We start from the raw sequence: 11,281 nt of genomic DNA on the forward strand, positions 1-11,281 counted from the left end.
AATGGCACAAGAAAATACAAAAATATTAAGAGCTCCTAAGGGATCTAGCAAAAAACGTCATAGAGTAGGACGCGGACAAGGTTCTGGTTGGGGCTGTACTGCAGGCAGAGGTGATAAAGGTGCTCAGTCTCGTGCCGGTTACAGCAGAAGAGCTGGTTTTGAAGGTGGACAAATGCCTTTACATAGAAGAATTCCTAAAAGTGGATTCACTAATGCAGCTTTCAAAAAATGTGTTAATATTATTAATGTAGGCGATTTAGATTCTATTGGCGGTAATGAAATCACAAGAGAAACTTTACTTAAAATGGGTTTCCTATCATCTAAGAGAGATTATATTAAACTTCTTTCTATGGGTGAGGTAAAAAATGCTGTTACTATAACAGTTGATATGGCTAGTAAAAAAGCCATAGAAAAAATAGAGAAATCAGGCGGTAAAGTTATAATACATGAACGTAAAAAATATATTAGAAAAAAAGAAGATAAAAAGTCTTAAGGTAGATTATAATGTTTAAATCGTTTGCTAATATATTTAGAGTACAAGAATTAAGAAGCAGAATTTTATTTACTGTTATTGCTATATTAGTTTATAGAATAGGGAGTCATATTCCTACACCTGGTATAGATCCTGCAGCCCTTTTAGGTTTCTTGTCCTCATCTCAAGGCGGAGGAGGACTTTTGACTATAATGGATTTATTTTCAGGTGGTGCTTTATTTAGATTTTCTATATTAGCACTTGGTATAATGCCTTATATTTCTGCTTCAATTATAATGCAGCTTCTTGGGGTAGTAATACCCGCACTCGAAAGAATGCAAAAAGAAGGTGAAAGCGGTCGTAAAAAGATAAATCAGTATGTTAGATATCTAACTCTTGTTCTTTGTATAGTACAATCTGCAGCTATGGCTAGTTGGATTCAGAGTATAAATGAAGGTGCTATGATATTTATGAATCCTGGAATAGGTTTTATACTTCTCGTAGTTGTAACAGCTACTGCTGGTACCATGTTCTTGATGTGGCTAGGTGACCAAATTACAGAACGCGGCCTTGGTAACGGTATATCTGTTATAATTTTTGCCGGTATTGTCGCTCGTATTCCTGCTGGTGTGTATGATGTTATACAAAAGAGAGAAAGTGAATATTTGAATTCTTTAGTTATAGTTCTTTTCTTTATAATTTTTGCAATAGTTATATTTTGTGTAGTTTATGAAGAAAGCGGACAAAGAAGAATTCCTGTTCAGTATGCTAAAAGAGTTGTAGGCAGAAAAGTATTCGGAGCTCAATCAACTCATATACCTTTCAAGATCAATCCTTCCGGCGTAATTCCTATAATATTTGCTTCAGCTTTAATGGCAATTCCTGCCCAAATAGCTAGCTTAACTAGAGGAGTTCAATGGAGATGGCTTGATGCTTTGCTTAGATTCTTCTCTTATGGAAGCTGGGCATACATAATTCTTTATTGTTTATTGGTTATAATGTTTGCCTATGTTTATACATCAGTACAATTCAATCCTGATGATATAGCAGAGAATCTTAAAAAATCTGGAGGTTTTATACCTGGATACAGGCCGGGTACTCAAACTGCAGAATATCTTAAAACAGTATTAAGCAGAATAACTATAGGCGGTTCAATATTCTTGGCAGCTATAGCAGTATTTCCGGATTTAATGTCTAAGATCCCTATATTTGCTCCTTTCAGAGGTACAAATAATTCTCTTGTTTATTTGATGGGCGGAACATCTGTAATGATTAGTGTTAGTGTTGCTGTTGAGTTATTAAAACAAATAGAGTCCTATTTGCAAATGCATAACTATGACGGTATATTAAAGAAATCTAAGGCGAGAAGGTAATAATATGGCTGATAGAGGAACTATAGAAATAGAAGGTACTGTAGTAGAGCCGCTTCCAAATGCTACTTTTAGAGTAGAGTTAGAAAATGGTCATAAGATATTGGCTCATATATCCGGTAAAATGCGTATGAATTTTATTCGCATACTTCCTGGAGATAAGGTAACTATAGAAATGTCTCCCTATGATTTGACAAAGGGCAGAATAATTTATCGTTATAAGTAATAAATTAAATGGAGATTAGTTACAATGAAAGTAAAAAGTTCTATAAAAAAACGTTGTAATGACTGCCAAATAGTTAAAAGAAAAGGCGTCGTTAGAGTTATATGTAAGAAAAACCCAAGACATAAACAAAAACAGAAGTAATTAATTTAAGGAGATAATTAATATGGCACGTTTAATGGGTGTTGAAATAAGAAACAATAAAAGAATAGAGATAGCCCTTACTGATATATACGGTATAGGTCGCACTCTTGCTCATGTTATTTGTGATAAAGCTAATATAGATTACTCTATTAAAGCTAAAGATTTAACAGATGCACAAATTACTGCTTTAAGAGATGCTATAGAAGCCACTACTAAGGTAGAAGGTGATTTACGAACAGAACTTTATAATAATATAAAGCGTTTGAAAGATATTCACTCATACCGCGGAATGCGTCATATTAAGAGGCTTCCTGTACATGGTCAGCGCACTCGCACTAACTCTCGTAATGCTAGAGGCGGCGGTGCAAGAAAAGCTATTGCTGGTAAGAAAAAAGCACCAGGTAAAAAATAATTAATGGGGGAGAATAGTGGCTACTCAAAAAGGTAAAAAAACTCTAAAAGATAAAAAAATTAAAAAAGATAGAAAAGTTGAAGCTTTTGGTATAGTACATATAAAGGCTAGTTTTAATAATACAATAGTTACTATAACAGATAGAAATGGAGACACTTTATCATGGGCTAGTGCTGGTTTAGATGGAGATTACAAAAGCAGTAAAAAATCTACTCCTTTCGCAGCTCAGGTTGCTAGTGAAAAAGCATCTAAAAAAGCTTATGAAATGGGTGTTAGAGAAGTAGAAGTTTATGTTAAAGGTCCTGGAATGGGAAGAGAAAGTTCTATAAGAGCTGTTGAAGCATCAGGACTTAAAGTTAAACTTATTAAGGACGTTACTCCAATGCCTCATAACGGCTGCCGTCCTAGAAAAAGAAGAAGAATATAATATTTGTATTTAAGTAGTATTAATAGGAGATAAATAATTATGGCAAGATATAGAGATGCTAGTTGTAGATTATGTCGCCGTGAAAAAATGAAACTTATGTTGAAAGGCGATAGATGTCTTACTGCTAAATGTGCTATAACAAAAAAGAGAGATGTACCAGGTCCTGCTAACCGTAAAATGAAACAGTTATCAGAATATGGTATTCAGATGAGAGAAAAACAAAAAGTTAAACGTATTTACGGCGTTTTAGAAAAACAGTTTAGAAATTATTATCATGAAGCTATTCGTGTGGCTGGTGTATCCGGTGAAAACTTACTTAGATTATTAGAACTTCGTTTGGATAATGTTGTTTACAGACTTGGTTTCGCTAAAAGCAGAAGTCAGGCTAGACAATTTATAGCTCATGGTTTTGTATCAGTTAATGGTAAGGGAATGACTATTCCTTCTTATTGCGTTAAAGTAGGTGATAGAATTGCTTTTACTGATAGAGGTAATGCAATAGCTGAAGTAAAAACTATAATAGAAGGGTTAAAAAGCGAATATGTTCCTGCATGGTTAACTTTAGATCTTTCTAGTAAAACAGGCGAAATAGTTACTTTGCCTATAAGGGAGCATATAGAGTATCCTATTAATGAACAGCTCATCATTGAGTATTATTCTAAGTAATGGAACTCTTTTATAAGGGGTATTTTAAGAATGGCATTAAAAGAAATATTAGAATCTATTAGACATCCTCATAGAGTTACTTTTGAGAAAAAAGATTTAACTCCTACTTATGGTAAATTTATAGCTCAGCCTTTTGAGAGAGGATATGCGGTAACTGTTGGTAATGCTTTAAGAAGAGTACTATTATCTTCTATACCTGGTTATGCTATTACTACTATCAAAATAGATGGTGTTAGCAATGAATTTGAAAATGTTCCTGGAATGAAAGAAGATACAATCGTTATGATTATGCATCTTAAAAATGTTGTTGTTTCTCTTCCTACTCATTTGGATACTAAAACTATTCATATGAAAAAAGAAGGTCCTTGTGTTATTACTGCTAAAGATTTAGTGGCTGATGATACTGAAGCTCAAGTGCATAATCCTGATTATTATATAGCAACAATTGCTGAGGGATATACTTTTGAGATGGATATTCAAATCGAAGGCGGATATAGTTATGTGCCTGCTGAAATGAATATTGAGTTATTAGAAGATATTAATGCTATAGCTATAGATGCTATTTATTCTCCTATTGTAAGTGTAAAATATAATGTTGACCCTATAAGAGTAGGTCAGCGTATAGATTATGGAAAACTTACTCTTGAGATAGAAACTAAAGGAAATATAGCTCCTGATAAGGCTTTATCCCAAGCTGCTAAAATTTTAAGAGATAATTTAAAGCATTTTATGGATCCTGAAGAGGCTAATGGAGATGATGAAAAAATAGAGGAAACTCCTAAAGATTCTGTGCTTGATTCTCTTAAGGGTAAGCATATTGAAGAGGTGGAATTCTCTGTTAGAACTGCTAATTTCTTAATGGCTTCTGATCTTAAAACTTTAGATAAAGTTGCTGTAAAAACTGATGCTGATTTGTTGAGACTTATAGGTGCTAATGAAATGATTATTGAAGAAATCAAAGAAAAACTAGCAGAGTATAATGCTCATCTTGGTATGAGAGGATAAGAGAATAATATAAAAGTTAATAAACTTTCAAGGATAGTAAAATGAGACATAGAGTTACAGTAAAAAAATTTAATAGAACAAGTGCACATAAAAAAGCTATGCTTTCTAATATGCTTACTTCTCTTTTAAAATATGAAAAAATAGAAACTACTAAAGAAAAAGGAAGAGCTATTAAGCAATTAGCCGATAAAATAATATATAGAGCTAAGGTTGATAATGTTCATAATAGAAGAACTGTAGCAAAGTATATTAAAGATGAAACAGTACTTGCTAAACTTTTTAAAGATATAGCTCCTAGATATGCTGCTAAAAACGGCGGTTATGTAAGAAAAATTTTATCATATAAGAGATTCGGAGATGCAGCTGACATGTGTGTTGTTATGCTTTGTGAATCTGATGGCACTTCTGTTAAAACTGAAAACAAATAATAAATAAAAAATAAATTAAATCGAGTTTATAAATCTAATATAAGCAAATTAAGATAAATATTATCATATAGTTATAGCGAATATTCGCTATAACTTGTTATGATTATGCTTTATCGGAGGAATTATCATGCCTTTTCCAACTAAAAAACGTGTAAAACTATCTAATGAAAACGAAGAAATGGAAGCATCTGCAGCTCAGCCAAAAAAAGTTGTTAGAAAAAAAGTTGTAAAGCAAGTTGTTTCTGAAGCTAATGAAGAAAATACGAATAATATCGAAACTGTACAGGAAAAATGTGAATTGGCTAAGGATATAGAGGATAATAATAATAATGAGGTAAAAGAATTAAAAAGACCTCATGATATACTTTATATTAGCAAATTAAGTGTTTTAACTTTTGAAGAGTTATTAGAATTTGCTGAAAGTTATGGCATAAAAAAAGATACTGGAAATAATATCAGAAGACAGGAACTTATGCATGCTATATTAAAGGCTCAGATTGCTTTGGAAGGAAAAATAGTTGCTGAAGGTACTTTGGAAACTTTGCAAGATGGTTTTGGTTTCTTGCGTTCAAAAAATAGTAATTATTTAGTAGGTCCTGATGATATATATATTTCTCCTGCTCAGATAAGACTTTTTGGACTTAGAACAGGTGATTTAATTACAGGAGAGGTTAGACCTCCTAAAGATAATGCTGGCGAGAAATTCTTTGCTTTACTTAGAATAGAATCTGTTAATGGAGAAGAACCTAATAATTTATATAAAAGACCTCATTTTGATAAATTAACTCCAATTTTTCCTAATGAGCGTATAAATTTAGAATTTGCTCCTAATAAAATATCTACCCGTATTATTAATCTTGTTTCCCCTATAGGTAAAGGTCAAAGAGGATTAATAGTAGCACCTCCTAAAGCCGGTAAAACTATGATGCTTCAGGAAATTGCTAATGCTATATGCAAAAATTATCCTGATATTAAACTTTTCATTCTTCTTATAGACGAGCGTCCTGAAGAAGTTACTGATATGAGAAGACAAGTACCTGAAGCTGAGGTTATAGCATCTACTTTTGATGAAACTCCTGATAAACATTGTCAGGTTTCTGAAATGGTGCTTGAAAAGGCTAAAAGGTTAGTTGAAAACAAACATGATGTTGTTATAATACTTGATTCTATTACAAGACTTTCAAGAGCTTATAACTTGGTAGTTCCTGCAAGCGGTAAAGTTCTAACTGGAGGAGTAGATTCTAATGCACTTCATAAGCCAAAAAGATTCTTTGGTGCTGCTCGTAATATAGAAGAAGGCGGTTCTCTTACTATAATTGCTTCTGCTTTAGTTGATACAGGAAGTAAGATGGACGATTATATCTATGAAGAGTTCAAAGGTACTGGTAATATGGAGCTTCATTTAGACAGAAAACTTGCTAATAGAAGACTTTTCCCTGCTATTGATATTGATTCTTCTTCTACTAGGAGAGAGGATTTACTTCTTACTGAAGAGGAAAAAAATAAAATGTGGGCATTAAGAAAATACATGCAGTCTCAGGGTATAGATGAAGATCAGTTAATAGAAACTGTTATTGATAAAATGAATTCTACTAAAGATAATGCTGAGTTCTTAAAATTATTAAATTCATAAATATTTTTTAGGATTTTATCAATATGTCAAAAAACTCTGAAGAAGAAAGAAGATTATTTGAATTCTATTTAGAGCATGGATATTTTCCTGATGAGTTTAATAATAAAAAAGAAAATATAAAAAAAGAATTTAATAATGATAAAATTAAAAAAGAAAATATAAATGATTTAAAAAAAGAATCAGCATACACTAAAGAAGATGAGGAAATGTTTTTAAATGCAATTAAAAACCTCGATTGCACTAATCATTCTAAAAAGTCTATTTATGATAGAAAAGTCAATACAAAATTCAAGCCTAATATAAAAAATGCAGTTCCAAAAGAAAGGCTTGATTTACATGGACTTACAAGTGAAAGGGCATTAATAGAAATTAAGCATTTTATTTATGAATGCAAAAAAAATAAGATAAGCCCTATTCTTATAATACATGGTAAAGGTTTTGGAAGTGAAAATAGAATACCTGTTTTAAAAAATTTAGTTGAATATTATTTAGTAACAGAAGGAAAGAGTCATATAAAATATTTTTCCGATGCTCCTATAAATCTTGGAGGAAGCGGTGCTAAAATAATTTATTTGGATATATAATATTTTTCTTTTTCAATTTACTTTAAATCCCACCCTATATATTTATTATTGAACTTAGAATATTTGATTAATTTTTCTTTTTAACTCATTTTTAAATTATAATACCCACCCAAATTTTATTTAGATTTTTTATTATCTTAACGCACGCAGAGCAAAGTTATAAATATATATTTATTAATAATTACAAACTAAAATTATATATAAAGTTTTATCAACCGTGCGTTAAATAGATTTAAAATCTAAAAGCAACTTGGGCGGGTGCTTTATTTTCTAATGGAATTGAAAATATAAATTAAGTTTTATATTCAGATAAAAATTATAAAGGATAGAGGGCGGGGGATGTAAATAAATTTTAATATTTATTATATACCACAAGACTAAATTCTTTTTTGATAGGCAGAATTAATTTTGAATGAGTTTTATGGTTTTCATCATATATTTTTAAATGAGTATGAGGTTCTAAATTCTGATTAAAAAGTCTCAAATCGCATAATGCAAGCCCAAATCCTGCACTTTCTGTATTATCCAATTGTTCCATAAAAAATTTTTCTACTAAATTATTTTTATAATATTCTTTAAATGTTAATCTTTTAGAGTCTATTCTTGTTCTGCTAATCATTGTAAGAGGAGCATCATTTATTATTTCAAATTCTATGTTATTTTTATTGAATTTAACTACTAATGTTATAGTAAGTTTATTATTGCACAATAATAATTTTGAATATTTATTCTCATCAATTTCAATATTATTATCAATGTCTTTAATGAGCTGCTTCTCTAATTTTATGAATTCTTTTAATTGTTTCATAGTTTCTTCATCTTTCAATATATTTGAATATTCACTCATTATATCATAATCATAAAAATATTCTTTATTTTCTATTTTTTTTATAAAATCAGGAAATTTTTCTATTAAAGTATTGATAGTAATAATATGAAGATATCTAGCTTTTATTGCATTTGAAATAAGCTCCATTATAATATAATGTGCATCATTTGTATATTTTGTTATATTATATTTTTTTAAAATTTCTTCCAAAATGAAATTTATTTTTTGTTTAGAATTACTATCAAGCCAGGTAATATTAAATTTAACAGGCTCTTTTTTATGATTTTTTATATATTTTTTTATTTCTTCTATATCGGTTTTAGAATCTATCATGATTTTATAATCTCTTTTGCTATACGATCAAGTACATTTTTTTCACCTAAAGTTTCTCTTACTCTAAGTAAATTATTGCTTACTTTCTTATAGTATTCTTTATCGGTTAAATATTTTATAATATGACTTGTAATAGCATTTGGATTGCAGTCATTTTGTAAAAGTTCAGGAGCAGCTTCCTCATTAAGAAGTACATTAGGCATTCCGACATATTTTATGTTTGTCAATAATTTTCCAAGCATGAAAGTTATAAATGATATTTTATAGCATATAACCATAGGTTTTCCATAGCAGGCAGCTAAAAGACTAGCAGTACCGCTTGACATTATTAAGGCATCAGAATAAGAATAAACATAATCTTTATCATCACCGCATAATAAAGAATATGAAACATTTTCTAATAAATTTTTATAATTATCTAGAATTTTTTCTATAGGTTCTTTATATTCAGGATATGCTATAGGTATGACAAATCTTATATTTGAAGAAAGCATATCATTAAGCATCTTCATAGATTTTATGAATACAGGTGCTAACTTTTTTATTTCCTGATTTCTGCTTCCAAATAGAACCCCAACGGTATATTCTTTTTTAGGCATATTTAATTCAGGCACCTTTCTATTATAATCCAAATCAGCAAAAGGGTGTCCGCTATACATTACATCGCAGCCGAATTTTTTATATACTTCATAATCAAATAGGAAAGGAGTAATGATTTTTTTAGCAGAAAGAAGCCTTTTAGCATTCCAAGCTCCCCATATACCTACATGCGGCGGAAAATAATATATATAATTTATATTATTAGCTTTACAATATTTTGCTAACAATAGATTTACCCCTTGATTATCAACAAGAAGCATAATGTCAACTTTATTGTTTTTTAAATACTCTTTTAATCGGTTAAAAGCACCAAGATTTTTAAAAGCCACTTTAGGATTTGCCCCTTCAAATATTCCTATAGTTGATAAAGTAGACATATCCGATAATATATTAACATTAGCTTTTTGCATCTCAACGCCGCCGAACCCATCTAATATAATATTAGGATCCAACTCTTTTATTTTTCTTGCTAATAAGGCCCCTTGAATGTCGCCAGATACTTCACCTGTAGCTATAAATATTCTCATAACTTATTTTTTATTTTATACAGTTTTTTTAGGAGTTATTCCTCTTCTAGCTTTGGATATAAACTCTACAATATCTCTAGCTATAGGATTTAATGAAGTGTCATTTAAATATGTATCTAAAAACTCTTGTTTTGTTTTATTCCAATTAAACCACATATCATAAGCTGCTTCAGCCTGAGATATCTGCTCAGATGTAAAGCCAGCCCTTCTCATACCAACTAAATTAAGCTTATAAATAATAGCTTCTCCCGCATGGGCAGTTAATGCAAATGGGAGTATATCTCTTCCAACAGCTGACATACCGCTAATCATAGCATACTGTCCAATAGCACAAAACTGATGTATTACACAGTTTCCTGATATAAAAGCACCTTTTTCCACTCTGACATGTCCTGCCACTAAAGCTCCATTACATATTATAACATTATCATTTATCTCACAGTCATGAGCAACATGTCCTGTAGCCATTATATAGCAGTTATTTTTTATAATAGTTTTAGCATTTTCTTTAGATGCCCTATGAAGATTAGCAAATTCTCTAATTTCATTTCCATCGCCTATTTCAAGGAAAGTTACTGTTTTTCTATCAAAATGTATGTCCTGAGGAAGCCCCCCTATAACAGTATGATCATGTATTATATTGTTTTTTCCTATTGTTGTATATTCTTTTATTACAGAATGTGCTCCTATAGATGTATTTTCACCTATATTTACCTCTCCTTCTATAATGGCATAAGGTCCTATTTTTACATTATCTGCAATTTTAGCAGAATCAGAAATTATTGCTGTAGGATGTATATTATTATTCATTTTATTTCCTAATTTATTTTTCTATATTTATTTTTCAATTTTCATAGCTTCTTTATCAACTAAAAATAACCCTAAATCTCCAGAGCATGCCAATTTATCATTAACTTTAACTTCACCATGTGTCTTAAGCAGATTATTGCTGAATGCTTCAACTGTAACAAACATGTCCATAACATCGCCCGGTATTACAGGATTTTTAAATTTTACATTATCTATTTTTGCAAAGAACATAAATTTTTTACCATATTCATCAGGCTTTAAAATTTTTGTATAACAGTAAATACCAGAAGTCTGAGCCAATGCCTCAATCATTAAAACTCCCGGCATAATAGGACTTTCAGGGAAATGTCCTGTAAACTGCGGTTCATTAAAAGTTATATTTTTTATAGCATGTATTTTGCCTTCTTCAACGCTTTCTACTCTATCAACTAGTAAGAAAGGATATCTATGCGGTAATAATTCCATTATTTTATTTATATTAATTTTTTCCATTTCTAATTAATCCTTAGAGTTAGTTTAAAAGTATTAAAAAATTATACCATATAACAATAAAGTTACAAGTATAAAAACAAGTTAAAAGTATTTAGTATTAATATATTTTTATATTTTAATAATATAATTTTAATTACTTTTATAAAAAATGCTTCTATTATATAGAAAAATCTATATATATAGAAAAATCGCTCGTTAATAATCCATTCCATTCTCTAGAATATTAGGCACTCACAATTTTTTATCAGGGTACGCAGAGCATAGTAGGGTATCGAGACAAAAGAGCCAATTCAAAAAATCTAATTTAATCCCGCTTTCCTATATCA

The 11,281-nt window shown here is 30.2% G+C and carries 15 protein-coding genes; 11 read left to right on the forward strand and 4 right to left on the reverse strand.

The window, feature by feature from the left end; translation table 11 throughout:
- Window position 1: 1 nt before the first annotated feature.
- From rplO to A966_RS05630, 11 genes are all read left to right on the forward strand, one after another.
- Entirely contained in the window at window positions 2-493 is a 492-nt protein-coding gene (gene rplO / locus A966_RS05580; RefSeq protein ID WP_008723412.1) for a 50S ribosomal protein L15, read from the forward strand.
- Window positions 494-504: 11 nt separating this feature from the next.
- Window positions 505-1,845: a preprotein translocase subunit SecY gene (gene secY / locus A966_RS05585; protein WP_008723413.1), complete on the forward strand. Its 1,341-nt coding sequence runs from the start codon at window positions 505-507 to the stop codon at window positions 1,843-1,845.
- 4 nt (window positions 1,846-1,849) lie between these two features.
- Window positions 1,850-2,068 carry a translation initiation factor IF-1 gene (infA, locus tag A966_RS05590; protein WP_008723414.1) on the forward strand — a complete coding sequence of 73 codons (219 nt, stop codon included), beginning with the start codon at window positions 1,850-1,852 and terminating at the stop codon, window positions 2,066-2,068.
- Window positions 2,069-2,092: 24 nt separating this feature from the next.
- Complete coding sequence (gene rpmJ / locus A966_RS05595; RefSeq protein ID WP_008723415.1) at window positions 2,093-2,209, forward strand: 50S ribosomal protein L36; 117 nt, start codon at window positions 2,093-2,095, stop codon at window positions 2,207-2,209.
- Window positions 2,210-2,231: 22 nt separating this feature from the next.
- Window positions 2,232-2,621 (forward strand): 30S ribosomal protein S13, encoded by a 390-nt coding sequence (gene rpsM, locus A966_RS05600; protein ID WP_008723417.1) that lies wholly within the window; start codon window positions 2,232-2,234, stop codon window positions 2,619-2,621.
- Window positions 2,622-2,637: 16 nt separating this feature from the next.
- Window positions 2,638-3,048, forward strand: coding sequence for a 30S ribosomal protein S11 (rpsK, locus tag A966_RS05605; RefSeq protein WP_008723418.1), 411 nt, complete (start codon window positions 2,638-2,640; stop codon window positions 3,046-3,048).
- 39 nt (window positions 3,049-3,087) lie between these two features.
- A complete protein-coding gene (gene rpsD / locus A966_RS05610; protein ID WP_008723421.1) occupies window positions 3,088-3,714 on the forward strand; it encodes a 30S ribosomal protein S4 in 627 nt (208 codons plus the stop codon).
- A 30-nt stretch (window positions 3,715-3,744) separates the two neighbouring features.
- On the forward strand, window positions 3,745-4,719 hold the full coding sequence (locus A966_RS05615; protein ID WP_008723424.1) for a DNA-directed RNA polymerase subunit alpha: 975 nt from the start codon (window positions 3,745-3,747) through the stop codon (window positions 4,717-4,719).
- A gap of 41 nt (window positions 4,720-4,760) precedes the next feature.
- Window positions 4,761-5,147, forward strand: coding sequence for a 50S ribosomal protein L17 (gene rplQ, locus A966_RS05620; protein ID WP_008723428.1), 387 nt, complete (start codon window positions 4,761-4,763; stop codon window positions 5,145-5,147).
- A gap of 127 nt (window positions 5,148-5,274) precedes the next feature.
- Complete coding sequence (gene rho, locus A966_RS05625; protein WP_008723431.1) at window positions 5,275-6,780, forward strand: transcription termination factor Rho; 1,506 nt, start codon at window positions 5,275-5,277, stop codon at window positions 6,778-6,780.
- Between the two features lie 23 nt (window positions 6,781-6,803).
- The gene (locus A966_RS05630) at window positions 6,804-7,364 is read left to right on the forward strand and encodes a Smr/MutS family protein (RefSeq protein ID WP_008723433.1); all 561 of its coding nucleotides are present in this window, start codon (window positions 6,804-6,806) and stop codon (window positions 7,362-7,364) included.
- A 352-nt stretch (window positions 7,365-7,716) separates the two neighbouring features.
- Here A966_RS05630 and A966_RS05635 read toward each other — a convergent pair whose 3' ends face one another.
- From A966_RS05635 to fabZ, 4 genes are read right to left on the reverse strand one after another with little or no spacing between them, the layout of a single operon-like run.
- The gene (locus tag A966_RS05635; protein ID WP_008723435.1) at window positions 7,717-8,526 is read right to left on the reverse strand and encodes a hypothetical protein; all 810 of its coding nucleotides are present in this window, start codon (window positions 8,524-8,526) and stop codon (window positions 7,717-7,719) included.
- The gene (lpxB, locus tag A966_RS05640) at window positions 8,523-9,653 is read right to left on the reverse strand and encodes a lipid-A-disaccharide synthase (protein ID WP_008723436.1); all 1,131 of its coding nucleotides are present in this window, start codon (window positions 9,651-9,653) and stop codon (window positions 8,523-8,525) included. The genes A966_RS05635 and lpxB overlap by 4 nt, the downstream gene beginning before the upstream one ends.
- A gap of 15 nt (window positions 9,654-9,668) precedes the next feature.
- A complete protein-coding gene (gene lpxA, locus A966_RS05645; RefSeq protein WP_008723437.1) occupies window positions 9,669-10,463 on the reverse strand; it encodes an acyl-ACP--UDP-N-acetylglucosamine O-acyltransferase in 795 nt (264 codons plus the stop codon).
- Between the two features lie 27 nt (window positions 10,464-10,490).
- On the reverse strand, window positions 10,491-10,955 hold the full coding sequence (gene fabZ / locus A966_RS05650; protein WP_008723440.1) for a 3-hydroxyacyl-ACP dehydratase FabZ: 465 nt from the start codon (window positions 10,953-10,955) through the stop codon (window positions 10,491-10,493).
- Window positions 10,956-11,281 lie beyond the last annotated feature (326 nt).

The organism is Brachyspira hampsonii 30446 (assembly GCF_000316195.1).
Taxonomy (GTDB): Bacteria; Spirochaetota; Brachyspiria; order Brachyspirales; family Brachyspiraceae; genus Brachyspira; species Brachyspira hampsonii_C.

What these genes read in the sequence shown, in the direction of transcription:
- rplQ (WP_008723428.1), top strand. Translation starts at nt 4,761, where the DNA reads ATGAGACATAGAGTTACAGTAAAAAAATTTAATAGAACAAGTGCACAT.
- A966_RS05630 (WP_008723433.1), top strand. Translation starts at nt 6,804, where the DNA reads ATGTCAAAAAACTCTGAAGAAGAAAGAAGATTATTTGAATTCTATTTA.
- lpxA (WP_008723437.1), bottom strand. Translation starts at nt 10,463, where the DNA reads ATGAATAATAATATACATCCTACAGCAATAATTTCTGATTCTGCTAAA.
- fabZ (WP_008723440.1), bottom strand. Translation starts at nt 10,955, where the DNA reads ATGGAAAAAATTAATATAAATAAAATAATGGAATTATTACCGCATAGA.
- lpxB (WP_008723436.1), bottom strand. Translation starts at nt 9,653, where the DNA reads ATGAGAATATTTATAGCTACAGGTGAAGTATCTGGCGACATTCAAGGG.
- rpsD (WP_008723421.1), top strand. Translation starts at nt 3,088, where the DNA reads ATGGCAAGATATAGAGATGCTAGTTGTAGATTATGTCGCCGTGAAAAA.
- rpmJ (WP_008723415.1), top strand. Translation starts at nt 2,093, where the DNA reads ATGAAAGTAAAAAGTTCTATAAAAAAACGTTGTAATGACTGCCAAATA.
- infA (WP_008723414.1), top strand. Translation starts at nt 1,850, where the DNA reads ATGGCTGATAGAGGAACTATAGAAATAGAAGGTACTGTAGTAGAGCCG.
- A966_RS05635 (WP_008723435.1), bottom strand. Translation starts at nt 8,526, where the DNA reads ATGATAGATTCTAAAACCGATATAGAAGAAATAAAAAAATATATAAAA.
- rplO (WP_008723412.1), top strand. Translation starts at nt 2, where the DNA reads ATGGCACAAGAAAATACAAAAATATTAAGAGCTCCTAAGGGATCTAGC.
- secY (WP_008723413.1), top strand. Translation starts at nt 505, where the DNA reads ATGTTTAAATCGTTTGCTAATATATTTAGAGTACAAGAATTAAGAAGC.
- A966_RS05615 (WP_008723424.1), top strand. Translation starts at nt 3,745, where the DNA reads ATGGCATTAAAAGAAATATTAGAATCTATTAGACATCCTCATAGAGTT.
- rho (WP_008723431.1), top strand. Translation starts at nt 5,275, where the DNA reads ATGCCTTTTCCAACTAAAAAACGTGTAAAACTATCTAATGAAAACGAA.
- rpsM (WP_008723417.1), top strand. Translation starts at nt 2,232, where the DNA reads ATGGCACGTTTAATGGGTGTTGAAATAAGAAACAATAAAAGAATAGAG.